A 21,461-nucleotide genomic window follows, 5' to 3' on the forward strand; every position below is an offset into this window, starting at 1 on the left:
TCCGACCAAGGCGTAACGATCATGCGTACTGCGATCCTCTCTCTCCTGCTGTGCCTCTGCGCCCCCGTCCAGGCCGCACAGATGGCGGTGGCCGGCCTGCCCGGTGGCAACCTGATCTTCAAACAGGTGCAGAGCGTGCGCGAGCGCAAGTTCAGCGACATCGTCGAGCAGAAAACCGACTTCAGCTGCGGCGCTGCCGCGCTGGCGACCATTCTGCGCCAGGCCTACTGGCTCGATGTCGATGAAGAGCACGTCATCAAGGGCATGCTGGTGAACTCGGACCAGAACCTGGTGCGTACCCAGGGGTTCTCCATGCTCGACATGAAGCGCTACGTGGAAAGCATCGGCATGCGCGCCCGGGGCTACCGGATTCCGCCAGACAAGCTCGAGGCGGTGACCATCCCGGTGGTGGTACTGATGGAGATTCGCGGCTACAAGCACTTCGTGGTGATGCAGCGGGCGCAGAAAGGCTGGGTCTATATCGGTGATCCGGTGCTGGGCCACAAGCGCTACACCCATGATGACTTCGTCAAAGGCTGGAACGGTATCGTGTTCGCCATCATCGGCCCTGGCTACGACAAGGCCAACGCCTTGCTCGACCCGCCAGCCCCACTGACCGCGAAGAACAAGCTCGATAACTTCTACCCGGTCAGGGACGCGGACTTGATGGACTTCGGTTTCATCCAGAGCGACTTCTTCTAGAAGCGCAAACACTATAAAGGGGCAGGACGCTCCGGGAGCAGCAAGCAGATGAAGACTTCATACTGGCTGGCAGCCGCCTGCCTGGCAGCAGCTCTTCCAGCCCATGCTGGTTTCAAGCCCGAACTCATCCAGGATCAGGAGTTATCGCAGTTACGGGGCCGTTACGTGATGCCGGGGCGGATTATCAGCTTCGGCATTGTCATGAGCAGTACCTGGCGCAACGCCAGCGGTGACCTGATCGGTGCGACCACCTCGCTGCAGATCCAGCAAGCCACCATCAAACCGGAATTCTACGTCTCCACCATCACCCAGACCGGCAACGGCACTACGCCCCCGCCCGGGACCGGCAACGTGATCGGCGGCGCAGGGCTGGCCAGCGGCCAGGGCGTAACCCAGAGCGTAAGGGCCGCCGGCGACGGCAACTCGGCCTACAACAACATCAATATCAATGTCACAGAAGCCAATCAGGCGCCGGCACTGGCGGCCGGCGTGGGGCAGGCATTGATCAGCGGCCAGACCATCACCGGCAGCAACGCCGCCGGCAGTGTGGCGGTGTCGGCCCTCAACGGTGGCATCCAGATGGCCATTCAGGCCAGTGGCAACCAGGGCAGTGCCTTGCAGCAAGTGGCCCAGGGCAATTTGCTGCAGAACACCCAGTTGATGGGTAACAGCAACCTGGTGAACAACATGACACAGCTCAATGTGGTGCTCAGGAACAACGGTCCCAGCACCGGTGCTTTGGACTGTAATTTGAGTACGCTCAACGCTCTACGCAAATTCTGATCTTGAACTACGCTGATTCTCGACCATTGGGGTTCACAAGGGACGGTTTATTTCATGTATCGATCGGTTTCACTGCGCGCAATAGTCTGTTTAAGCACTCTATTCCCGGCGGCGCTGGTACAAGCGGCGCCGGACGCCGATGTAGAGACCCTGAAACGAGAGCTTCTGGAACTCAAGCAACGTTACGAAGTACAGCAGAAGGCCCTCGCGGTGCTGGAACAACGGGTTCGCCAAGTGGAGGATCAACCGGCGGCTCCGCCCCCCAAGCGCCTGGCCAAATCACCTGCTGACCTGAAGGGCAATCAACAGGTCGCCGGTACTGGGGCCGGTGCCGCTTCCGGAGGCGCTGCAGGAGGCGCTTCCTATGGCCAGTCCCTCAAGGATGATTCGGAACCGGCACAAAGCGTCAGCAACCTCTACGACGAGGCCAGTGGTTTCTTTGGCGGCGGCAAGTTCAGCGTCGAGACCGGCTTGACCTATGCCCGCTACGATGCCCGCCAACTGACAGTCAACGGCTTCCTGGCGCTGGATTCGATCTTTCTCGGCAACATCAACCTGGACCGGATCAAGTCCGATACCTGGACCCTCGACCTGACCGCGCGCTACAACCTCAACAACCGCTGGCAATTCGATATCAACGCACCCGTGGTCTATCGCGAATCCACCTTCCAATCCGGCGGTGGCGGCGGCTCAGGCACCCAGACCACCGAAGAGTCGGTCACCCGCGACCCGACCCTGGGTGACGTGAATTTCGGGGTGGCCTACAAGTTCCTCGACGAGTCCGAGTTCTGGCCCGACGCGGTGGCAACCTTGCGCGTCAAAGCCCCTACCGGCAAGGACCCATTCGGCATCAAGCTGGTGCAGTCCTCTGCCAACAACAACCTCTACGTGCCTGAAAGCCTGCCCACCGGTAACGGCGTCTGGTCGGTCACCCCCGGGATCTCCCTGGTCAAGACCTTCGATCCGGCCGTGCTGTTCGGGACTCTGGCCTATACCCACAACCTGGAAGAGTCCTTCGATGACATCAGCTCGACAGTGGGCAGCAAGACCCCCGGCAAGGTGCGCCTGGGCGACAGCTTCCAGATCGGCGCCGGTGTCGCCTTTGCGCTCAACGAGAAGATGAGTATGTCCTTCTCGGTTTCCGACCTGGTGCAGCGTAAAAGCAAGCTCAAGCAGGACGGTGGCGACTGGCAGTCGGTGGTCTCCAGCGATGCCAACGCCGGCTACTTCAACGTCGGCATGACGATTGCCGCCTCCGACAACCTGACCATCGTACCCAACCTGTCCATCGGCATGACCGAGGATGCTCCGGCCTTCACCTTCAGCCTGAAATTCCCCTACTACTTCTGACCCACCGGCAAAAACGCCAAGGCCCGCTGCGATTCCCCAATCGCAGCGGGCCTTGGCGTTTCTCCCCGCCCTAGCGGATCTGGTGCTTGTGCAGCAAACGGTAGAAGGTCGGGCGCGAGATCCCCAGGACCCGCGCCGCCACGCTGAGGTTGTCGCTGTGCCGGTTCAACACGTCGCACAGGGCCTGGCGCTCGGCGCGGTGCTTGTAGTCTTCGAGGGTGCCCATGGGCAGGTCCTGGGCCTGCAGGCTGAGCAGGCCCAGGTCGCTGGCCTGGATCTGCCGCCCCTCGGCCAGCACCAGGCCGCGCCGCACCCGGTTGGCCAGTTCGCGGACATTGCCCGGCCAATCATGCTTGCCCATGGCCACCAGGGCATCCTCGCTGAAACTGCGGGGCCGGCGCCCGGTTTCCTGGCTATAGAAGTGGGCAAAATGGCTGGCCAGCATGCCCAGGTCTCCATGGCGCTCGCGCAACGGCGCGGTGATCACTTGCAGCACATTCAGGCGGTAGTAGAGGTCCTCACGGAAGCGCCCGCTGGTAATGGCCGCTTCCAGGTCGACGTGGGTGGCCGCCAGAACCCGCACATCCACCGGAATCGGCTGGCTGCCCCCTACCCGTTCGATGTGCTTTTCCTGCAGGAAGCGCAGCAGATTGGCCTGCAGCTCCAGCGGCAGGTCGCCGATCTCGTCAAGAAACAAGGTGCCGCCATGGGCCGCCTCGATGCGCCCGACCTTGCGTTGATGGGCGCCGGTAAAGGCGCCCTTCTCGTGCCCGAACAGTTCGGACTGGATCAGGTGTTCGGGAATCGCCCCGCAATTGATGGCGACAAAGGGTTTGTCGTGGCGCTGGGACTGACGATGCAGGGTACGTGCCACCAGCTCCTTGCCGGTGCCGCTTTCGCCTCGGATCAGCACGGGCGACTCGGTGGGCGCCAGCTTGCCCAGCAGCTTGCGCAAGTCGCGGATCGGCCGGCTATTGCCCAGCAACTCATGCTCGGGCTGGTCCACATGGATCGAGCCCTGGCCCCGCAGGCGCGCCATGCCGAACGCCCGGCCGAGGGTCACCTGGACCCGCGACACGTCGAACGGCAGGGTGTGGAAGTCGAAAAACCACTCGCAGACGAAATCCCCGACCTTCTGCAGGCGCAGCACTTCCTGGCTCAATACTGCGATCCACTCGGTGCCGCTGCGGCTGATCAGGTCCTTGACCGCCTCCGGGCGCTCCAGGTGAAAAGGCTGCAGGCGCAGCAGGCCGACATCGCAGGAGCGTTCGCGAGCGGACTCCAGGTCACAGCTGTCGACATCCCAGCCAATGGTGCGCAAACCGGGTAACAGGCGATGGCAATCGTCACAGGGATCGACCACCAGCAAACGGCGCTGCACAGGGGCTTCGAGCATGACTGTTCCTTGGCGCCAGGGTATGGAAAAGTTATTAGAAACAGTGATTTGGAAAACCTGGCTGTAACATTAGCAAGAACTTGACGGTGGAATGTATCAATTGCTTATAGCGCTGATTACCAAAGGAACTAACGTGGGACTCCAAGCTGTTCACGAGCGACTGATTGTCGCAGTTGTTTTATCCAGCCCCCGCAACTAAGGGCCCGGCCACAAGGCCTGTGCACGAAAGTTGTAAAAACTTGTTTTTCAGTGTGACCCGAGTGCTACCTCGGTGCATCAGTACAAATGACCAGCCGAACGGTAAGCCCAACCGACGGCACATCATTTGATTGGGCACACAGAGAGAAGACCCCATGAACGCCCCGCTCCGTATCAACGAAGCACTTTTGATCGCCGACCGCGCATTCCAGCCTTTTCAATGCGTGGCCTGGGCTCCACAGGACGGTAATGGCGAACTCAGCCTGACCGTCATCGACCGCACCAGCACCCGTATTGGCCACACCCAGATTCCCAGCAGTGCCTACTCCGATCCAGCCCAGCTGGAAGACCTGCTCAAACAGGCCCGCGCCGAACTGAGCCAGGACGGTTATACCTTGCAGTCCTGGGCCATGCCCAAGTAAGCGATGCTGTTAACGGATCACCCGAAGGGGTGATCCGTTATTTAAAGCAAACAACTAAGCACCCTATCTATCCTGCCCTCCTCTACAACTTCTACCTTCCGGGTATTAGTTGCTCTTGTCGTTATCCAGCCCGGCTTCCGGTTTCACTTCGAAAGCGCCCCCGTTTTTGCCAAGGTCTTCATGCCCGGCCCATCAAGGGGTCGCTGATGCTGTGTGCTCCGGTTTCCAGGCGCCCGGCGATCCGGCGCAGCCAGCCGCCGTCGCTGCGCAGCGTCAGGTCGTACCAGCCGCCACTGCCCTCGCAGGCAAACACCTGGCGCACCTCGCCCCGGGCCGGTACCGCCAAGGTCCATGGGCCCTGCTGGGTGTAGGGGCAGCGATCGATACTGATGACCACCCCGTGTTCCCCCGGATTGCTCAGGGTCAGTTGCAACTGGCTGTTGCTGGTGGTCACCAGCAGTTCGGGCTGCAGGGTTTTCAGGTCGCCGTGGAAACTGCGGTGAAACCCGTTGGGGCCCAGGACCCAGAGCTGATAGCGCTCCACCACCGGCCAGCTGTCCTGCAGGGCCTTGCCGGCTTCCACGGTATAGCGGCGGGGAATCTCGCTCAGGTGCAGGCCATCGTAGACATGCAATACCGCCCCTTGCTCCCCAGTGTTCTGCAGGCTCAGCGACAAGGTGCGAGCCTTGGGATCGGCCTGGCTGTCCACATGCAGCCGATAGGGCAAGGCCCGGGAAGGCCGGGCCAGGCGCTGCTGCTGCGGCGCCAGTTGCTGGCCGGCCGAGGGCAGCGGTACCGGCAGCAGTTTCTCCTGGCGCTGGCGCAGGCTGTCGGCGGCCTGGCGGGTAGTGGTCTGCAGCGCGGGAAGGGTTTCATGGTTGGGGTCGGCAAAGTTGAACGCCGAGGTCAGGTCGCCGCAGACTGCCCGCCGCCAGGCGCTGATGTTCGGCTCTCGCACGCCAAAGCGTTTCTCGAGAAATTGCAGCACCGAGGTATGGTCGAACACTTGCGAGTTGACCCAGCCACCACGGCTCCAGGGCGACAGCACCAGCATCGGCACTCGCGGCCCCGGCCCGTATACGCCGCCATCGGGCAAGGGTTGCTGGGTCGAGCCCGCCGGGGCCGGGTGGGTGAACAGTTCGCTGTCGAAACCCAGGGTGGACTTGCCGGCAAAGCTGCCGTCCTTGCGCCGCGAAGGCGCCGAGGGCGACGGCATATGGTCGAAGAAGCCGTCGTTTTCATCGTAGGTCACCAGCAGTACCGTCTTGCTCCAGACCTCGGGGTTGCTGGTCAAGGCCAGGAGAATTTCCTGGGTGAACCAGCCGCCCTGCACCGGGCTCGAAGGCCCGGGATGCTCGGAATAGGCTGCCGGCGCGACAATCCAGCTGACCTGGGGCAGCTTGCCGGCCTGCACGTCGTTGCGAAACCCGCCAATGATGGTCTCTAGGTTGCTGCCGCTGCTGGCCGGCAGGGTGTTGCCATTGCCCTTGTACAGCGGCGCCACGGCGTTGAGCCCGTCGCTGTAGGGCACGAAGGCATTGAAATCCTTCGGCGGCTGGGCCGGGTTGCCGACCTGCACGCTGGCGGCCCGGTACTGCCGGAACCCCGCCAGCGGGTTGTCGCCGAAGTTGTCCGGCAGATGCTGGTACACCTTCCAGCTCACGCCCTGCTCTTCCAGGCGCTCGGGGTAGGTCTTCCAGCTGTAGCCGACATTCACCGGCCCCGGGCCGTCCCATTCGTTGACCACCGCCGCCACCTTGGCTGCGTTCGCGCCATTGCTGCCAGTCCAGAGGAACAGCCGGTTGGGGTTGGTGCCGGCGTGCACCGAACAGTGGTAGGCGTCACACAGGGTGAAGGTGTTGGCCAGGGCGAACTGGAAAGGCAGTTCCTGCTCGCGGTAGTAGCCCATGGAGGTATTGGTCTTGTAGGTCGGCCAGGCGCTGATACGCCCCTCGCCCCAGGCCGAGTGGGCGTCCGCCCAGGAATGCGGGGTGCCGCTGACGCGCTGGGCGTTGCCCCTGCTGCTGTCCAGGTGATAAGGCATCACCAGCCGGCCCTTGCCCTGTTGCTCCCACACTTCCCGTTGACCGGTCTGGGGGATGGTGAAGCGGTCACTGAAACCGCGTACCCCGGGAAAGGTGCCGAAGTAGTGGTCGAACGAACGGTTTTCCTGCATCAGGATCACCACGTGCTCGACGTCCTTGATGGTCCCGGTCCGATTGTTCGCCGGTATCGCCAGGGCCTGGCGGATGGATGCCGGCAATGAGGAAAAGAAAGTACCGATGGCGGCCGCTTGCAAGAGCTTCCTGCGTGTAAGACTGGGCATGGGTTATTGAGTCCTTATGGTTGCAGCGCGATATATAACGCTGCCCCCAAGGTATTGGTCGCAAATAACAATGCAGTGACATTGCCATTGCAGTTGGTTCATGAAACGTACAACTACCCGCCATTGCCCTACCTTGCCAGTTCGGCAATAACTCATAGCCAGGTAACGCAGGAAGAATATTTCATGAATAAAACACCCGAGTTCAAGAAACGCCCGGTACATTTCGCCGGCGCCTTAACTTTGCGCTGGCGAAATGTACTATTGAATGGGCCAGAAAACAGGCTTCGCACACTCCCTGGGCTGTATCCGTTTTACCGGAGAAAGCACAGTGCTATTGAAGGCTATCGGCTACTTCATTGCGCTGGACCCGCAGCGGGTTGAATAGCAGGCGAATGAACTGCGGATCTCGGGCCAGTTTGTAATCTTCACCGACGAAGTATTCTTTGGCGGCCGGGTCATTCTTGCCGATATATAAGATCCAGGCCGTGGTAATACCGGCAAACTCATCTTCCCTGACACTTCTGACCGGGCTGAAATGGGTGGCGTTATGGGCGGTTGCGCTCCAGCCCGGCACGGCCTTGATCAGCCCGCCCTGCCACAGCCTTGGCCAGGCCCAGGCCGGGACCACTACGTCCGCTGCGCCGGTGAGCACCAGGGTCGGTGTCTTTACCGTGGAGCCAAGGCCGATCGGCCCGGGTTCGATCGGCAGCGAGCCGATATAGCGCAACTGCGGGTCGATGCCCTTCAAGGTCTCTGGCAAGAGGCTTGCCGATAGAATCGATGCGCCTCCTCCCGCCGAATGCCCCGCCACAATGGTGCGCGACAGGTCGACCTTGCCGAACAGTGGCGAGGTCGGGTCCTGATTGAGCTTGCTCAGTTCCAGGGCGCCGAGCACATGCATGGTGGGGGCGGTGTTGATGAAGTCCGAGGAGATGATCACGATGAAGCCGTAGCTCGCCCACAGCCGCAGCAGATCTGTGTACTGCCCCTGGTTGGAAAGAATGCCGCCGACGAAGTTGACCACTGGCAACTTGTCCAATTGCTTGATATTGGACGGGTAATAGACACTGGTGGAGATCGGATTGGAGAATCCGTAAGGAAAGGACTGATTGCATTGCAGGCTGTTATCCAACAGCATGATCCGCGCCAATACCCCCAACAACCCACGGCAATCACTTAGAACAGCATTGGTGCTGACTGCATAGGGCCCCGGAGACTTGGCATATTGATCATTGGCCAGCCCAAATGCCGGAACCAGTTGCGAAGCAATAGCCAACTTGCCCCAAATAACCAACATCATGGCCAGGCCGAACTTTTTAGCCAGGTTGCGAATCCACTTCATCGATAATTCCTTTATCTGTCTGCTTTCCCTGCAGGACCGAATACCTATACCTGGCCATGCTCCCTATATTGCAAATATCTTCAAACTTGCAGTGCACGTCATTCAACTGCAATAGCGCTGAAACATTCTCTGCTTAGTTGCATTGAATACGTTCGCGACCCTAGATCAGGACAAATTCGCAGGTCAATGACTATTTAACATCCGGGCCGTGATAAACCCGGGCTACAACGCCCGGGGCCTATCCCCTGGCCTCGGGCATCACAGCTGGCACCCCGTGGATGGGCGGGCTAGACCAGCCCGCCAAAACGCCGGTAGTAGCTTTCGCCGACATCCGGCAACGGGCCATCGGCGTTTTCCAGGGCAGTGGCCAGCCATTCTTCGGCCCGGGCCTGGATCAGGCGATAGATGTTGCGACACAACTGGCGCGCCGCGCGGCCTTCCCAATCCCCGGGCAGCAGTTCGTCGGGCAGTTGCGGATCGCGCAGCAGCAGCTTGCGGTACTCATGAATCAGCAGCAGCCGGGCCAGGAAGCAATCCTGGGGCTGCAACTGCTCCTGCTCGCGCAGGGCCTGCCAGAGCGGACGGAACAGCTGGATGAACTCGCTGTAGTGGGCTGCCAGTTCATCGATGTTCCAGCTTTCCCGCACTTGCAGGCGCAGAGCCCTGGAACCCAGGACATCCTGGGGCGTGGTCTCGAAGACGATGGTGTCTTCCTGGGCACCAAGCTCCGCCAGGGTGGCGTTGATATCGGCCCGATCACTGCGCGGGCAGGCCAGCAGTACCGGCGACATGGCGCCGAACCCCTGCCATTCCAGCTCTTCGCGCACCTGCTTGCGCAACTCGACAGACAGTTGCGAGAGCATCACCAGGCACCAGGCGCCGTCCCAGGCCGGCACTCCGGCGCTGTACACGCGCTTGAAGGCCTTGTCGAAGCGCCGGCGCCCGGTCAGGGTCAGGCTGTAGTAACTGCGCCGGCCGACCTTTTCAGCGCTCAGCCAGCCCTCTTTGCTCAGGCGGAAGATCGAGGTGCGGATCAAGCGCTCGTTGATCCCCATGGGCTCCAGCAACTGAATCAGGCTGCCCAGCCACACCGTGCCGCCGTGGGGCTCGATGGCATCGCCGTACAGGGTGATGATCAGCGAACTGGCGCGGATCGGAGTCTGCTCCTGGAAACGTTTGATCAGGTGGTTCAGTGGCGCTAGGGACGACATGGATGTACCGGTAAAAAAGGAAGGAATATAGCGGGTTTCAGGCAGCTATAGCGCCCGGGCAGGTTCATGGGCGAGCCTTGGGGCGCAGCGCACTGTTGCCGATTCGCGGGCGTCCGGGCTCTGCCTCCCGCAGCGGCTCGCAAGGCCGCATCTGCTCCAGGCAACGCCTGGCCAGCTGTTGGTATTCGCGGGTCCCCGCCTGCTTCCAGGCCAGCTCCGCATCACTGAGCGGGCGGCTGACCCGGGCCGGCGTACCCATGATCAGCGACTGTGGCGCACACTCGAAGCCGGCCTTGACGAAGGCTGCCGCGGAAACGATGCAACGGGGCGCGATATGCGCGTTGTCCATCACCACCGCATTCATGCCCACCAGGGCGTCGGCGCCAATTCGACAGCCATGCAGGACAGCGCCATGACCTATATGGCCGTTGCGCTCGACCACCGTATCGCTGTCGGGAAAACCATGCATCACACACGTATCCTGCAGGTTTGCCCCCTCCTCCAGAACGATCCGCCCAAAATCGCCCCGCAAGCTGGCCAACGGGCCGACGTAACAATGGGCGCCGACAATCACATCACCAATCAGCACCGCTGAAGGGTGCACATAAGCGCTGGGGTCGACCACCGGGGTCAATCCATCGAGGCTGTAACAGGTCATGGAGAGGTTCCTTGAAGAACACGTCATCTGAAAGCAGGAAATACGATGAACTGCGGATGGCAGTTTGTATCAGATTATTGACCACGCACAAGACCGGCGCCGCCGCAATCAGCGAGCCTGGCTGCTCCACAAAGACTTGTCAGTCCCGTATTTATCAACGCTTTAGGCAGCCTGGAGGCTTTTGTCGTGAGCCTGGGGCTACAAAAAAAGCTGGACCGACACTCAAAATCAAGACACATTAAATTCAAGTCAATATTGTTTTTATGTATCGCATTGGCGATATACTCGACGAAAACCGGCCAACCAGCCGACCCGACAATCGAGCCGACCACCGGCCACCCCGAGGACATTCACCATGCCTCAACGCCTTGCCTCCACGCCTGTCGGTGGTGTTCGCCTGATCGCCCAGCACAGAGCGCCCCGCCCATGAACTTCACCACCATCCTGTTCTCCATCAGCGAGGGCGTGGCCCTTCTCAGCCTCAACCGCCCCGAACAGCTCAACAGCTTCAACCCGACGATGCACCGCGAGGTTCAGGCAGCCCTGGACCTGGTGCGCAATGACCCGCAGGTGCGGGTCCTGCTGCTGACCGGGGAAGGCCGGGGCTTCTGTGCCGGGCAGGACCTGGGCGAGCGCACCGTGTCACCCGGCGGCGCCGCGCCGGACCTGGGGGCCTCCATCGAAACCTTCTACAACCCCCTGGTGCGGGCCCTGCGGGACCTGCCGCTGCCGGTGATCTGCGCGGTCAACGGGGTGGCCGCCGGGGCCGGGGCCAACCTGCCCCTGGCCTGCGATCTGGTACTGGCCGCACGCTCGGCAAGCTTTATTCAGGCCTTCTGCAAGCTCGGGCTGGTTCCCGATTCCGGCGGTACCTGGCTGCTGCCGCGCCTGGTGGGCATGGCCCGGGCCAAGGCCCTGGCCCTGCTCGGCAACCGCCTGAGTGCCGAACAGGCCGAGCAGTGGGGCCTGATCTACCAGTGCGTGGATGATGCCCAACTGCGGGACCAGGCCCTGAGCCTGGCCCGGCACCTGGCCACCCAACCCACCTACGGCCTGGGCCTGATCAAGCGCAGCCTCAATGCCAGCCTGCACAACAGCTTCGATGAGCAACTGGACCTGGAGCGCGACCTGCAACGCCTGGCCGGTTGCAGCGAGGACTACCGCGAAGGCGTCAGCGCCTTCATGGAAAAACGCAGCCCCGTGTTCAAGGGCTGCTGACCACGGCGACTCCAAGGAGGCCCCTGCATGACTGAACATGACGCCATGGAACTGGCCCGGCGCTGCGCCCGGACCCTGTTCGAACGTGACCCGGCAAGCAACGCCCTGGGCATGCGCCTGTTGTCGGTGGCGCCCGGTGCGGCGCGCCTGGGCATGAGCGTGCGGGCCGACATGCTGCAGTGCCACGGCACCTGCCACGGCGGCCTGATCTTCACCCTCGCCGATTCGGCCTTCGCCATTGCCTGCAACAGCCATGACCGGGCCACAGTGGCCCTGGGTTGCAGCATCGAGTACATCGCCCCGGCGCAGTTGGGCGACACCCTGACCGCCGACTGCCATGAACAGAACCGCGGCGGCCGCACCGGCCACTACGCGGTGCGCGTGGAAAACCAGCAGGGCCGGCTCATCGCCCTGCTCCAAGGCAAATCCTACCAAGTGCACGGCCCGGTGCTGACACAGGAGACCTCCCATGAATGACCCACTGCTCATCGATGCCGTCCGTATCCTCATTGGCAGCGCCGGGGCCGCTACGCGCTGTGCACCATGTGCATCGGTGTCGACCCGGGCATCGCGCTGATCAGCGAGCGGCTGCAAGCACAGTAAAAAGACTCCCCCGGGGCTCGCCTGCGCCCCGGGGCATGCACTCAGAGCCCGCCCGCCGGCGGGCTACAAGACAACAACAATTCGAGTGACACCATGAACATGCCGATTGCCGGAACCGTGCCCGACGCGCTGCTGGACCCGATGGAAACCGCCAGCATCGACCACCTGCGCCAGCACCAGCTGGAACGCCTGCGCTGGAGCCTGAACCACGCCTACGACAGGGTCCCGCTGTACCGCCAGCGCTTCGACCAGCTCGGGGTGCACCCCCAGGACATCAAGCGCCTGGAAGACCTGGCGCACCTGCCCTTCACGACCAAGGCCGATCTGCGCGACCACTACCCCTATGGCATGTTCGCCGTGCCCATGGACCAAGTGGTACGCCTGCACGCCTCCAGCGGCACCACCGGTAAGCCCACGGTGGTCGGCTACACCCGCAACGACATCGACACCTGGGCGCAGGTGGTGGCGCGCTCGATCCGCGCCGCCGGCGGCCGGCCCGGGGACAAGGTGCATATTTCCTACGGCTATGGCCTGTTCACCGGCGGCCTGGGGGCGCACTACGGCGCCGAACGCCTGGGCTGCACGGTGATCCCCATGTCCGGCGGCCAGACCGAGAAGCAGGTGCAACTGATCAAGGATTTCCAGCCGGACATCATCATGGTCACCCCCTCCTATATGCTCAACATCGCCGACGAGATCGAGCGCCAGGGCCTGGACCCGCACCAGCTGGCGCTGCGCCTGGGAATCTTCGGTGCCGAACCCTGGACCGACGAACTGCGCAGTGCCATCGAACAGCGCCTGGGCATCACCGCCCTGGACATCTACGGGCTGTCGGAAATCATCGGCCCCGGGGTGGCCATGGAATGCGCGCAGACCCGCGACGGCCCTACCCTCTGGGAGGATCACTTCTACCCGGAAATCATCGACCCGATCACCGGCCAGGTACTGGCCGATGGCGAACTGGGCGAGCTGGTGCTCACCTCCCTGACCAAGGAAGCGCTGCCGATGATCCGCTATCGCACCCGCGACCTGACCCGGCTGTTGCCGGGCACGGCGCGGCCCATGCGGCGCATCGACAAGATCACCGGGCGCAGCGACGACATGCTGATCATCCGCGGGGTCAACGTGTTCCCCACCCAGGTCGAAGAACAGGTGCTGAAGGTCGGGCAACTGGCCCCCTGCTACGAGATCCACCTGTACCGCCACGGCAACCTCGACAGCGTTGACATCCACGTCGAGCTCAAGCCTGAGCACCAGCAACTAGGGGACGAGCAGCAGCGGGCCCTCTGCGGCGATCTCAGCCGCCACATAAAGACCCATATCGGTATCAGCTCGCGTATCGTTTTGCAGCCGGCATTCAGCATCAAGCGCTCCGAAGGCAAGGCCTGCCGGGTAATCGACAAACGCAACCGCTAATCCATCCTTCCTGGAAGCCCCGCTGATGCGGGGCTTTTTTTTGCCTTGGCAAAGGCCCAGGGGGGCAATGCGATACAAAAATCAAACATGACACGTTATTTTATGTTTGATATTAATTTACGTATCACATATAAACATTCCCATGCCCAGCCACACCTTCACACCGGGAGACGCCACATGTACGCACAGCTGGTAGAAACGGGGGTCAAGCGCGTCACGCCACTGGCCGAGATGTCCGAACAGGAACGCAGCTTCCAGCAAAGGATCGACGACGAGATCAAGATCGAAGCCAAGAACTGGATGCCCGAGGCCTACCGCCAGACCCTGATCCGGCAGATCTCCCAGCACGCCCATTCGGAAATCGTCGGCATGCTGCCCGAAGGCAACTGGGTCACCCGTGCCCCGACCTTCAAGCGCAAGCTGCAACTGATGGCCAAGATCCAGGACGAAGCCGGCCACGGCCTGTACCTGTACAGCGCCATGGAAACCCTGGGGGCCGACCGCGACGAAGAGGTGGCCCGGCTGCACAGCGGCAAGGCCAAGTATTCGAGCATCTTCAACTACCCGACCCTGAACTGGGCCGACATGGGCGCCGTGGGCTGGCTGGTGGATGGCGCGGCCATCGTCAACCAGGTGGTGCTGCAACGCACCTCCTACGGCCCCTACTCCCGGGCCATGGTGCGCATCTGCAAGGAAGAGAGCTTCCACCAGCGCCAGGGCTACGAAATCCTCCTGACCATGATGCGCGAGGGCAACCAGGCGCAGCGGGACATGGTCCAGGACGCCATCAACCGTCTCTGGTGGCCGGCCCTGATGATGTTCGGCCCCAGCGACGAACACTCCCCCAACAGTGCCCAGTCCATGGCCTGGAAGATCAAGCGCCAGAGCAACGACGAACTGCGCCAGCGCTTCATCGACCAGACCATCCCGCAACTGGAGTTGCTGGGCTGCACCTGCCCCGACCCGGAGCTGAAGTGGAACGCCGAGCGCGGCCATTACGACTTTGGCGAAATCCAGTGGGAAGAATTCTACGAAGTGCTCAAGGGCAACGGCCCGTGCAACCAGGAACGCCTGGACACCCGCCGCCAGGCCATCGAGGACGGCGCCTGGGTGCGGGCTGCCGCCGTGGCCCACGCCGCCCGGAAGGCCGCTCGCAACGCCGCCTGAGAGCCCGTTCACCCCCGGCCATTGCCCCCAGGGGCAATGGCCCTCCAGCCCTGATGTGGAGTCACTGCAATGTCTGAATGGACCCTCTACGAGGTTTTCGTGCGCAGCAAGCACGGCCTCAACCACAAGCATGTCGGCAGCGTGCACGCCGCCGATGCCCCGATGGCCATGGCCAACGCCCGCGACCTCTACACCCGGCGCAGCGAAGGCGTGAGCCTGTGGGTGGTGCCTTCGGCGCAGATCGTCGCCTCCTCGCCGGACGAAAAGGAGCTGCTGTTCGACCCGGCGGACGACAAGGTCTACCGCCACGCCAGCTTCTACCAGTTGCCCCCCGAAGTCGGACACATGTGAGGCCGGCCATGAACCCTGCAAACGATCTGCTCAACCATCTGCTGCGCCTGGGCGACAGTGCCCTGGTCCAGGGCCAGCGCCTGTGCGAATGGTGCGGCCGGGCCCCGGCCCTGGAAGAAGAACTGGCACTGATGAACGTCGGTCTCGACCTGGTGGGCCAGGCCCGCAACTGGCTGGACTATGCCGCCGAACTGCTGGCGGACGGGCGGGATGCCGACCATCTGGCCTTTCGCCGCGACGAACGCGCCTACCGCAACCTGCTGCTGGTGGAACAACCCAATGGCGACTTCGCGGTGACCATGCTCAAGCAGTTCTTCTACGACGCCTGGCACCTGGAAACCCTCCGTGGCCTGTGCCTGTCCAGCGATCCACGCATCGCCGGGGTCGCCGCCAAGGCGTTCAAGGAAGTCACCTACCACCTGCGTCGCTCCAGCGAGTGGGTCGAGCGCCTGGGGGATGGCACCGAGGAAAGCCACCGGCGCATGCTCCAGGCCCTGCCGCGACTGTGGCGCTTTACCGGGGAACTGATCGCCACCGATCCTGCGGAGAACGCGTTGCACCAGGCCGGGCTGCTGGCAGACCCGGCTCAGGTCGCCACCGCCTGGCAGGACAGGGTCGCCGCGGTGTTCGCCCGGGCCACCCTGCATGTGCCCGAAGCGCCCAGCCACTTCTACCTGGATGCGCGCAAAGGCCTGCATACCGAACACCTGGGCCTGCTGCTGGCCCAGATGCAATCACTGCCGCGAGCCTATCCCGATGCGGTCTGGTGAGCTGATCGGCAGCGACCTGGGGGCACGCGACCCGTTGCCCGGGGACCTGGACACCGCCTGGGCCACCCTCGACCGGGTCATGGACCCGGAAGTACCGGTGGTCAGCGTGCTCGACCTGGGCATCGTGCGCCACCTCGACTGGCACCAGGGGCACCTGCAGGTGGCGGTCACCCCGACCTACTCCGGCTGCCCGGCCACCGAGGTGATCGAAAGCGACATCCGCCAGGCCCTGGAGCGCGCCGGCTTCAAGGCACCCAGGCTGCTGCGCCAGCTGACCCCGGCCTGGACCACCGACTGGATCACCGAGCGCGGGCGCCAGCGCCTGCAGGCCTACGGCATTGCACCGCCCTCGGGCAGCAGCAAGCGCAGCCTGCTGGGAGAAACGCCCCAGGTGCTCTGCCCGCAATGCGGCAGCGCCCACAGCGAGCGCCTCAGCGAGTTCGGCTCCACCGCCTGCAAGGCCCTGTATCGCTGCCGTGATTGCCTGGAACCCTTCGACTACTTCAAGTGCATCTGAGCGGCCCGGCGCCGCAGTGGAGAACCACCATGAGCCAGTTCCACCGCCTGACCATCAAGGACCTGCGCAATGAAACCCGCGACGCGGTATCCATCGCCTTCGAGGTTCCCCCGCACCTGCAGCAAAAGTTCCACTTCACCCAGGGCCAGCACCTGGTGCTGCGCACCGAGCTTGAAGGCGAGGAAGTGCGCCGCTCCTATTCGATCTGCACCGGGGTCAACGACGGTGAACTGCGCATAGCGGTCAAGCGTGTGGCCGGTGGGCGTTTCTCGGCCTTCGCCAATGAACGATTGCAGCCCGGCCACAGCCTGGACGTGATGCCCCCGGCCGGGCGTTTCCATGTGGAGCTGGACCCGGCGCGGCGCGGCCATTACCTGGCGGTGGCGGCCGGCAGCGGCATCACGCCGATCCTGTCGATCATCAGGAGCACCCTGCAAACCGAGCCCCACAGCCGGGTCACCCTGCTCTACGGCAACCGCTCCAGCAACTCGGCGCTGTTTCGCGAACAGCTTGAGGACCTGAAGAACCGCTACCTGCAGCGGCTGAACCTGATGTTCGTGTTCAGCCGCGAACGGCAGGACATCGACCTGTACAACGGGCGCATCGACCAGGACAAGTGCCAGCAGCTGTTTTCCCGCTGGCTCGACGTCCAGCAACTGGAGGCCGCGTTCATCTGCGGCCCCCAGGCCATGACCGAAACCGTGCGCGACAGCCTCAAGGCTGCCGGCATGCCGGCCGAGCGCATCCACTTCGAGCTGTTCCACGCCGGCAGCGACGGGCACAAGCGCCAGGCCCGGGAAACCGCCCATGCCCTGGATGCCCGGCACAGCCGGGTCACCGTCATCAGCGACGGCCGCGCCCTGGCCTTCGACCTGCCGCGCAACAGCCAGAGCATTCTCGACGCCGGCAACGCCCAGGGCGCCGAACTGCCCTACTCGTGCAAGGCCGGAGTCTGCTCCACCTGCAAATGCAAGGTCATCGAAGGCGAAGTGGAAATGGACAGCAACCACGCCCTGGAAGACTACGAAGTCGCGGCCGGCTACGTCCTCTCCTGCCAATCGTTCCCGCTCAGCGACAAGGTGGTACTGGACTTCGACCAGCTCTGACTCCGGCGCTCCCCGCAGCCGCCCGTAGCCGCTGCCGAGCCCCAGCGAAGCTGCGAAAGGCCGCGCAGCGCCTTCACGTGCCACCAACAACAAAAACAAGAGAACGCGCCATGACCCCACAACAGATCGCCCGCATCACCCGCCATCCGGACTTCATCCAACTGGTGCGGAGCAAGCAGCGCCTCTACTGGTCGCTGACCCTGATCATGCTCCTGGCCTACTACGGCTTCGTACTGCTGGTGGCTTTCCACCCCGGGCTGCTGGGGCGCTCGTTGGCCGGCGGAGCCACCAGCGTCGGCATGCCGGTGGGCGTGGCTATGATCGGCCTGGCCTTTGCCCTCACCGGCTTCTACGTCTACCGCAGCAACCGCCTGCTGGACCCGCTGAACGACAAGCTCAAGCGCGAGTGCCAGCCATGAAGCGCCTGCTCGCTCTATTCCTGCTGCCCTGCCTGCTGGCCACCGACCTGGCCCTGGCGGCCGACACGCCGGCGCGGCCATTGAACTGGAACGCCATCGGCATGTTCCTGGTGTTTGTCCTGATGACCCTCGGCATCACCCGCTGGGCCGCCCGGCGCACCCGCTCCGCCAGCGACTTCTATACCGCCGGTGGCGGCATGAGCGGCATGCAGAATGGCCTGGCGATCGCCGGCGACATGATTTCCGCGGCGTCCTTCCTCGGCATCTCGGCAATGATGTTCCTCAATGGCTACGACGGTCTGTTGTACGCACTGGGGGTGCTGGCCGGCTGGCCGATCATCCTGTTCCTGATCGCCGAACGCCTGCGCAACCTGGGCAAGTACACCTTCGCCGACGTGGTGTCCTATCGCCTGGCCCAGACGCCGGTGCGCCTGACCTCAGCCTTCGGCACCCTGAGCGTGGCGCTGATGTACCTGGTGGCGCAGATGGTCGGCGCCGGCAAGCTGATCGAGCTGCTGTTCGGCATCAGCTACCTCTATGCGGTGATGCTGGTGGGCCTGCTGATGGTCTGCTACGTGACCTTCGGCGGCATGCTGGCCACCACCTGGGTACAGATCATCAAGGCGCTGATGCTGCTCTCGGGCACCAGCTTCATGGCCTTCATGGTGCTCAAGCACTTCGGCTTCAGCAGCGAAGCGCTGTTCGCCCAGGCCAGCGCGGTGCACGCCAAGGGCAGCGCGATCATGGCCCCGGGTGGGTTGCTGTCGAACCCCATCGATGCCATTTCCCTGGGGCTGGGCATGATGTTCGGCACCGCCGGCCTGCCGCACATCCTCATGCGCTTCTTCACCGTCAGCGATGCCCGGGAAGCGCGCAAGAGCGTGTTCTACGCCACCGGTTTCATCGGCTACTTCTACCTGCTGCTGATCATTGTCGGCTTCGGCGCCATCGTCATGGTCGGTACCGAGCCCCAGTACCGCGATGCCGGCGGCGCGATCATCGGCGGCGCCAACATGGTTGCCGTGCACCTGGCCCAGGCGGTGGGCGGCAACCTGTTCCTGGGCTTCATCTCGGCCGTGGCCTTCGCCACCATCCTGGCGGTGGTGGCCGGGCTGGCGCTGTCCGGCGCCTCGGCGGTCTCCCACGACCTGTACGCCTGCGTGCTGCGCAAGGGCCAGGCCAGCACCCGGCAGGAAATGCGCGTCTCGCGGATCGCCACCCTGTGCATCGGGGTGCTGGCGGTGCTGCTGGGGCTGTTGTTCGAATCGCAGAACATTGCCTTTCTCTCGGGGCTGGTGCTGGCCATCGCCGCTTCGGTGAATTTCCCGGTGCTGTTTCTTTCCATGTTCTGGAAAGGCCTCACCACTCGCGGCGCGGTGGGCGGCAGCCTCGCTGGCCTGGTCTCGGCGATTGTGCTGCTGATGCTCAGCCCGGCGGTCTGGGTCAATGTGCTGCATCACCCCCAGGCGCTGTTTCCCTATGCCAACCCGGCGCTGTTTTCCATGAGCCTGGCGTTCTTCTGTGCCTGGGCCTTCTCCGTCAGCGACCGCTCGCCCCGGGCCGAACTGGAGCGCGGGCGCTACCTGGCGCAGTTCATCCGTTCCATGACCGGCATTGGCGCATCCGGCGCCACTCATCACTGACCCCATCCATGAGCGCGGGCTGCCGCGCTCGAACCCGGTTCACCCTCTGGAGGAATCCCCATGCCACAGGCTCCTACCCTGCAAAGCTTCATCGCCGGCCGCTGGTTCGGCCAGCATCCGGCCCAGTCACTGCGCAGCGCCATTGATGGGCATGAAGTGGCGCGCACCCACGAGGAGGCCCCGGACTTCGCCGAGGCCCTGGCCTTTGGTCGCCATCAGGGCGGCAAGACCTTGCTGGCCCTGGATTTCCAGCAGCGGGCCCAGCGCCTCAAGGCCCTGGCGCTGTATCTGAGCGAGCGCAAGGAGCAGCTCTATGCCCTGTCCCATCTCAGCGGCGCGACGCGGGCCGACAGCTGGATCGATATCGAGGGCGGCAACAGCACCCTGTTCAGCTACGCCGGCCTCGGCGCCCGGGAACTGCCGTCGGGCAACCTGTTGCACGAAGGCCCGGCGCAATCCCTGAGCAAGCTCGGCAGCTTCGCCGGCAGCCACATCCTTGTGCCCCGAGGGGGCGTGGCGGTGCACATCAACGCCTTCAACTTTCCGATCTGGGGCATGCTGGAAAAATTCGCCCCGTGTTTCCTCGCCGGCATGCCCTGCATCGTCAAGCCGGCCAGCGCCACCAGTTACCTGACCGAGGCCGCGGTGCGGCTGATGCATGAATCCGGGCTGCTGCCCGAAGGCAGCCTGCAATTGGTGATAGGCGCTACCGGCGACCTGCTGGACCGCCTGCAAGGCCAGGACCTGGTGACCTTCACCGGCTCCGCCAGCACTGCCGGACGACTGCGGGCCAACCCGAACCTGATCCGCCATTCGGTACCCTTCAATGCCGAGGCCGACTCGCTGAACTGCGCGATCCTGGCCCCGGACGTAAGCCAGGACGACGAGGAATTCGAGCTGTTCATCAAGGAAGTGGCACGGGAAATGACGGTCAAGGCCGGGCAGAAGTGCACCGCCATCCGCCGCGCCATCATCCCTGCCAAACAACTGGACGCGGTGGCCACCAGGTTGCGCGAACGCCTGTCGAAGGTGGTGGTGGGCGACCCGGCGGTGGAAGGCGTGCGCATGGGCGCCCTGGCCTCCCATGAACAGCAGCGCGATGTGGCCGAGCGCCTGCAAAGCCTGCTGCACAGCAGCGACCTGCTGTTCGGTGCCCGGGACGGCTTCGAGCCCCGAGGCACAAACGTCAGCCAGGGCGCGTTCTTCGCCCCGACCCTGTTGCTGGCGCGCGATCCCATGGCCGAGGGCGGCGCCCACGACATCGAAGCCTTTGGCCCGGTCAGCACCCTGATGGCCTATGACGACCTGGACCAGGCACTGGAGCTGGCCTCTCGCGGCAAGGGCAGCCTGGTGGCCAGCCTGGTCACCAAGAGCCCGGCCATTGCCGCCCAGGTCATTCCCCGGGCTGCGGCCTGGCACGGTCGCTTGCTGGTGCTGGACCGCCACTGTGCTGGCGAATCCACCGGCCACGGCTCGCCCCTGCCACAGCTCAAGCATGGCGGCCCGGGCCGCGCCGGGGGTGGCGAAGAGTTGGGGGGCCTGCGGGCGGTCAAGCATTACCTGCAACGGGCGGCGATCCAGGGCTCGCCAAGCATGCTGACGGCGGTAACCGGTGAGTACGTGCGCGGTGCCCAGGTGATCGAAACCGAGGTCCACCCCTTCCGCCGGCACTTCCAGGACCTGCGGATCGGCGAATCCCTGCTGACCCACCGGCGCACCGTGACCGAGGCCGACCTGGTGAACTTCGGTTGCCTGTCGGGGGACCATTTCTATATGCACTTCGACGAGATTGCCGCCAGGGAGTCGCAGTTCGGCAAGCGCATCGCCCATGGCTATTTCGTGCTGTCGGCGGCGGCCGGGCTG

General features: G+C 63.6%; 20 protein-coding genes. 15 read left to right on the forward strand and 5 right to left on the reverse strand.

The genetic code is table 11. The features are described from left to right. Positions 1–21 precede the first annotated feature (21 nt). Genes F6S12_RS05120 through F6S12_RS05130 form a run of 3 tightly spaced genes read left to right on the forward strand, consistent with a single transcriptional unit; the run spans position 22 to position 2,835 of the window. A complete protein-coding gene (locus F6S12_RS05120; protein ID WP_041118296.1) occupies positions 22–702 on the forward strand; it encodes a C39 family peptidase in 681 nt (226 codons plus the stop codon). 48 nt (positions 703–750) lie between these two features. After that, complete coding sequence (locus tag F6S12_RS05125; protein ID WP_072450274.1) at positions 751–1,485, forward strand: hypothetical protein; 735 nt, start codon at positions 751–753, stop codon at positions 1,483–1,485. A 54-nt stretch (positions 1,486–1,539) separates the two neighbouring features. Further along, entirely contained in the window at positions 1,540–2,835 is a 1,296-nt protein-coding gene (locus F6S12_RS05130) for a hypothetical protein (RefSeq protein ID WP_011061410.1), read from the forward strand. A 70-nt stretch (positions 2,836–2,905) separates the two neighbouring features. On the opposite strand, the gene F6S12_RS05135 is transcribed toward F6S12_RS05130, so the two are convergent. Next, positions 2,906–4,231 carry a sigma-54 dependent transcriptional regulator gene (locus F6S12_RS05135; protein ID WP_011061411.1) on the reverse strand — a complete coding sequence of 442 codons (1,326 nt, stop codon included), beginning with the start codon at positions 4,229–4,231 and terminating at the stop codon, positions 2,906–2,908. A 353-nt stretch (positions 4,232–4,584) separates the two neighbouring features. Here F6S12_RS05135 and F6S12_RS05140 point away from each other — a divergent pair, with 353 nt between their 5' ends. Next, positions 4,585–4,851, forward strand: a complete 267-nt coding sequence (locus F6S12_RS05140; RefSeq protein ID WP_015635695.1) for a hypothetical protein — start codon at positions 4,585–4,587, stop codon at positions 4,849–4,851. A gap of 178 nt (positions 4,852–5,029) precedes the next feature. Here the strand turns inward: F6S12_RS05140 and F6S12_RS05145 are convergent, their stop codons facing one another. The 4 genes from F6S12_RS05145 to paaY form a co-directional block, all read right to left on the reverse strand. Further along, positions 5,030–7,177, reverse strand: coding sequence for a phosphocholine-specific phospholipase C (locus F6S12_RS05145; RefSeq protein ID WP_315868768.1), 2,148 nt, complete (start codon positions 7,175–7,177; stop codon positions 5,030–5,032). A 331-nt stretch (positions 7,178–7,508) separates the two neighbouring features. Continuing rightward, positions 7,509–8,519 carry an adenylate cyclase gene (locus tag F6S12_RS05150; RefSeq protein ID WP_123473422.1) on the reverse strand — a complete coding sequence of 337 codons (1,011 nt, stop codon included), beginning with the start codon at positions 8,517–8,519 and terminating at the stop codon, positions 7,509–7,511. Positions 8,520–8,806: 287 nt separating this feature from the next. Next, on the reverse strand, positions 8,807–9,730 hold the full coding sequence (gene paaX / locus F6S12_RS05155; protein WP_011061415.1) for a phenylacetic acid degradation operon negative regulatory protein PaaX: 924 nt from the start codon (positions 9,728–9,730) through the stop codon (positions 8,807–8,809). Positions 9,731–9,794: 64 nt separating this feature from the next. Next, the gene (gene paaY / locus F6S12_RS05160) at positions 9,795–10,388 is read right to left on the reverse strand and encodes a phenylacetic acid degradation protein PaaY (RefSeq protein WP_011061416.1); all 594 of its coding nucleotides are present in this window, start codon (positions 10,386–10,388) and stop codon (positions 9,795–9,797) included. Positions 10,389–10,814: 426 nt separating this feature from the next. On the opposite strand from paaY, the gene paaG reads away from it, so the two are divergent. The 11 genes from paaG to paaZ form a co-directional block, all read left to right on the forward strand. Next, a complete protein-coding gene (gene paaG / locus F6S12_RS05165; protein ID WP_161467131.1) occupies positions 10,815–11,606 on the forward strand; it encodes a 2-(1,2-epoxy-1,2-dihydrophenyl)acetyl-CoA isomerase PaaG in 792 nt (263 codons plus the stop codon). A gap of 27 nt (positions 11,607–11,633) precedes the next feature. Beyond that, positions 11,634–12,083 (forward strand): hydroxyphenylacetyl-CoA thioesterase PaaI, encoded by a 450-nt coding sequence (paaI, locus tag F6S12_RS05170; protein ID WP_315868769.1) that lies wholly within the window; start codon positions 11,634–11,636, stop codon positions 12,081–12,083. A 219-nt stretch (positions 12,084–12,302) separates the two neighbouring features. Then, positions 12,303–13,625 (forward strand): phenylacetate--CoA ligase PaaK, encoded by a 1,323-nt coding sequence (paaK, locus tag F6S12_RS05175; protein ID WP_011061419.1) that lies wholly within the window; start codon positions 12,303–12,305, stop codon positions 13,623–13,625. Between the two features lie 177 nt (positions 13,626–13,802). Next, a complete protein-coding gene (gene paaA, locus F6S12_RS05180; RefSeq protein ID WP_315868770.1) occupies positions 13,803–14,792 on the forward strand; it encodes a 1,2-phenylacetyl-CoA epoxidase subunit PaaA in 990 nt (329 codons plus the stop codon). 69 nt (positions 14,793–14,861) lie between these two features. Further along, complete coding sequence (gene paaB, locus F6S12_RS05185) at positions 14,862–15,143, forward strand: 1,2-phenylacetyl-CoA epoxidase subunit PaaB (RefSeq protein WP_161467133.1); 282 nt, start codon at positions 14,862–14,864, stop codon at positions 15,141–15,143. An 8-nt stretch (positions 15,144–15,151) separates the two neighbouring features. Continuing rightward, complete coding sequence (gene paaC / locus F6S12_RS05190; protein ID WP_161467134.1) at positions 15,152–15,913, forward strand: 1,2-phenylacetyl-CoA epoxidase subunit PaaC; 762 nt, start codon at positions 15,152–15,154, stop codon at positions 15,911–15,913. Then, positions 15,900–16,430, forward strand: a complete 531-nt coding sequence (gene paaD, locus F6S12_RS05195; protein WP_011061423.1) for a 1,2-phenylacetyl-CoA epoxidase subunit PaaD — start codon at positions 15,900–15,902, stop codon at positions 16,428–16,430. The genes paaC and paaD overlap by 14 nt, the downstream gene beginning before the upstream one ends. A 29-nt stretch (positions 16,431–16,459) precedes the next feature. Next, positions 16,460–17,536, forward strand: a complete 1,077-nt coding sequence (gene paaE, locus F6S12_RS05200; RefSeq protein WP_315868771.1) for a 1,2-phenylacetyl-CoA epoxidase subunit PaaE — start codon at positions 16,460–16,462, stop codon at positions 17,534–17,536. A gap of 110 nt (positions 17,537–17,646) precedes the next feature. Further along, positions 17,647–17,955, forward strand: coding sequence for a DUF485 domain-containing protein (locus F6S12_RS05205; RefSeq protein ID WP_152686228.1), 309 nt, complete (start codon positions 17,647–17,649; stop codon positions 17,953–17,955). Then, positions 17,952–19,598, forward strand: coding sequence for a cation acetate symporter (locus F6S12_RS05210; protein ID WP_123473426.1), 1,647 nt, complete (start codon positions 17,952–17,954; stop codon positions 19,596–19,598). The genes F6S12_RS05205 and F6S12_RS05210 overlap by 4 nt, the downstream gene beginning before the upstream one ends. 60 nt (positions 19,599–19,658) lie before the next feature. Further along, on the forward strand, positions 19,659–21,461 hold a 1,803-nt coding region (gene paaZ / locus F6S12_RS05215), incomplete at its 3' end, for a phenylacetic acid degradation bifunctional protein PaaZ (RefSeq protein WP_315868772.1).

Origin of the sequence: Pseudomonas sp. JV245A (genome assembly GCF_032424515.1) — a bacterium.
Taxonomy (GTDB): domain Bacteria; phylum Pseudomonadota; class Gammaproteobacteria; order Pseudomonadales; family Pseudomonadaceae; genus Aquipseudomonas; species Aquipseudomonas protegens.

Bases quoted from the DNA above. Each gene is read 5' to 3' on its own strand.
- F6S12_RS05120 (WP_041118296.1), top strand. From the start codon at position 22: ATGCGTACTGCGATCCTCTCTCTCCTGCTGTGCCTCTGCGCCCCCGTC.
- F6S12_RS05125 (WP_072450274.1), top strand. From the start codon at position 751: ATGAAGACTTCATACTGGCTGGCAGCCGCCTGCCTGGCAGCAGCTCTT.
- F6S12_RS05130 (WP_011061410.1), top strand. From the start codon at position 1,540: ATGTATCGATCGGTTTCACTGCGCGCAATAGTCTGTTTAAGCACTCTA.
- F6S12_RS05135 (WP_011061411.1), bottom strand. From the start codon at position 4,231: ATGCTCGAAGCCCCTGTGCAGCGCCGTTTGCTGGTGGTCGATCCCTGT.
- F6S12_RS05140 (WP_015635695.1), top strand. From the start codon at position 4,585: ATGAACGCCCCGCTCCGTATCAACGAAGCACTTTTGATCGCCGACCGC.
- F6S12_RS05145 (WP_315868768.1), bottom strand. From the start codon at position 7,177: ATGCCCAGTCTTACACGCAGGAAGCTCTTGCAAGCGGCCGCCATCGGT.
- F6S12_RS05150 (WP_123473422.1), bottom strand. From the start codon at position 8,519: ATGAAGTGGATTCGCAACCTGGCTAAAAAGTTCGGCCTGGCCATGATG.
- paaX (WP_011061415.1), bottom strand. From the start codon at position 9,730: ATGTCGTCCCTAGCGCCACTGAACCACCTGATCAAACGTTTCCAGGAG.
- paaY (WP_011061416.1), bottom strand. From the start codon at position 10,388: ATGACCTGTTACAGCCTCGATGGATTGACCCCGGTGGTCGACCCCAGC.
- paaG (WP_161467131.1), top strand. From the start codon at position 10,815: ATGAACTTCACCACCATCCTGTTCTCCATCAGCGAGGGCGTGGCCCTT.
- paaI (WP_315868769.1), top strand. From the start codon at position 11,634: ATGACTGAACATGACGCCATGGAACTGGCCCGGCGCTGCGCCCGGACC.
- paaK (WP_011061419.1), top strand. From the start codon at position 12,303: ATGAACATGCCGATTGCCGGAACCGTGCCCGACGCGCTGCTGGACCCG.
- paaA (WP_315868770.1), top strand. From the start codon at position 13,803: ATGTACGCACAGCTGGTAGAAACGGGGGTCAAGCGCGTCACGCCACTG.
- paaB (WP_161467133.1), top strand. From the start codon at position 14,862: ATGTCTGAATGGACCCTCTACGAGGTTTTCGTGCGCAGCAAGCACGGC.
- paaC (WP_161467134.1), top strand. From the start codon at position 15,152: ATGAACCCTGCAAACGATCTGCTCAACCATCTGCTGCGCCTGGGCGAC.
- paaD (WP_011061423.1), top strand. From the start codon at position 15,900: ATGCGGTCTGGTGAGCTGATCGGCAGCGACCTGGGGGCACGCGACCCG.
- paaE (WP_315868771.1), top strand. From the start codon at position 16,460: ATGAGCCAGTTCCACCGCCTGACCATCAAGGACCTGCGCAATGAAACC.
- F6S12_RS05205 (WP_152686228.1), top strand. From the start codon at position 17,647: ATGACCCCACAACAGATCGCCCGCATCACCCGCCATCCGGACTTCATC.
- F6S12_RS05210 (WP_123473426.1), top strand. From the start codon at position 17,952: ATGAAGCGCCTGCTCGCTCTATTCCTGCTGCCCTGCCTGCTGGCCACC.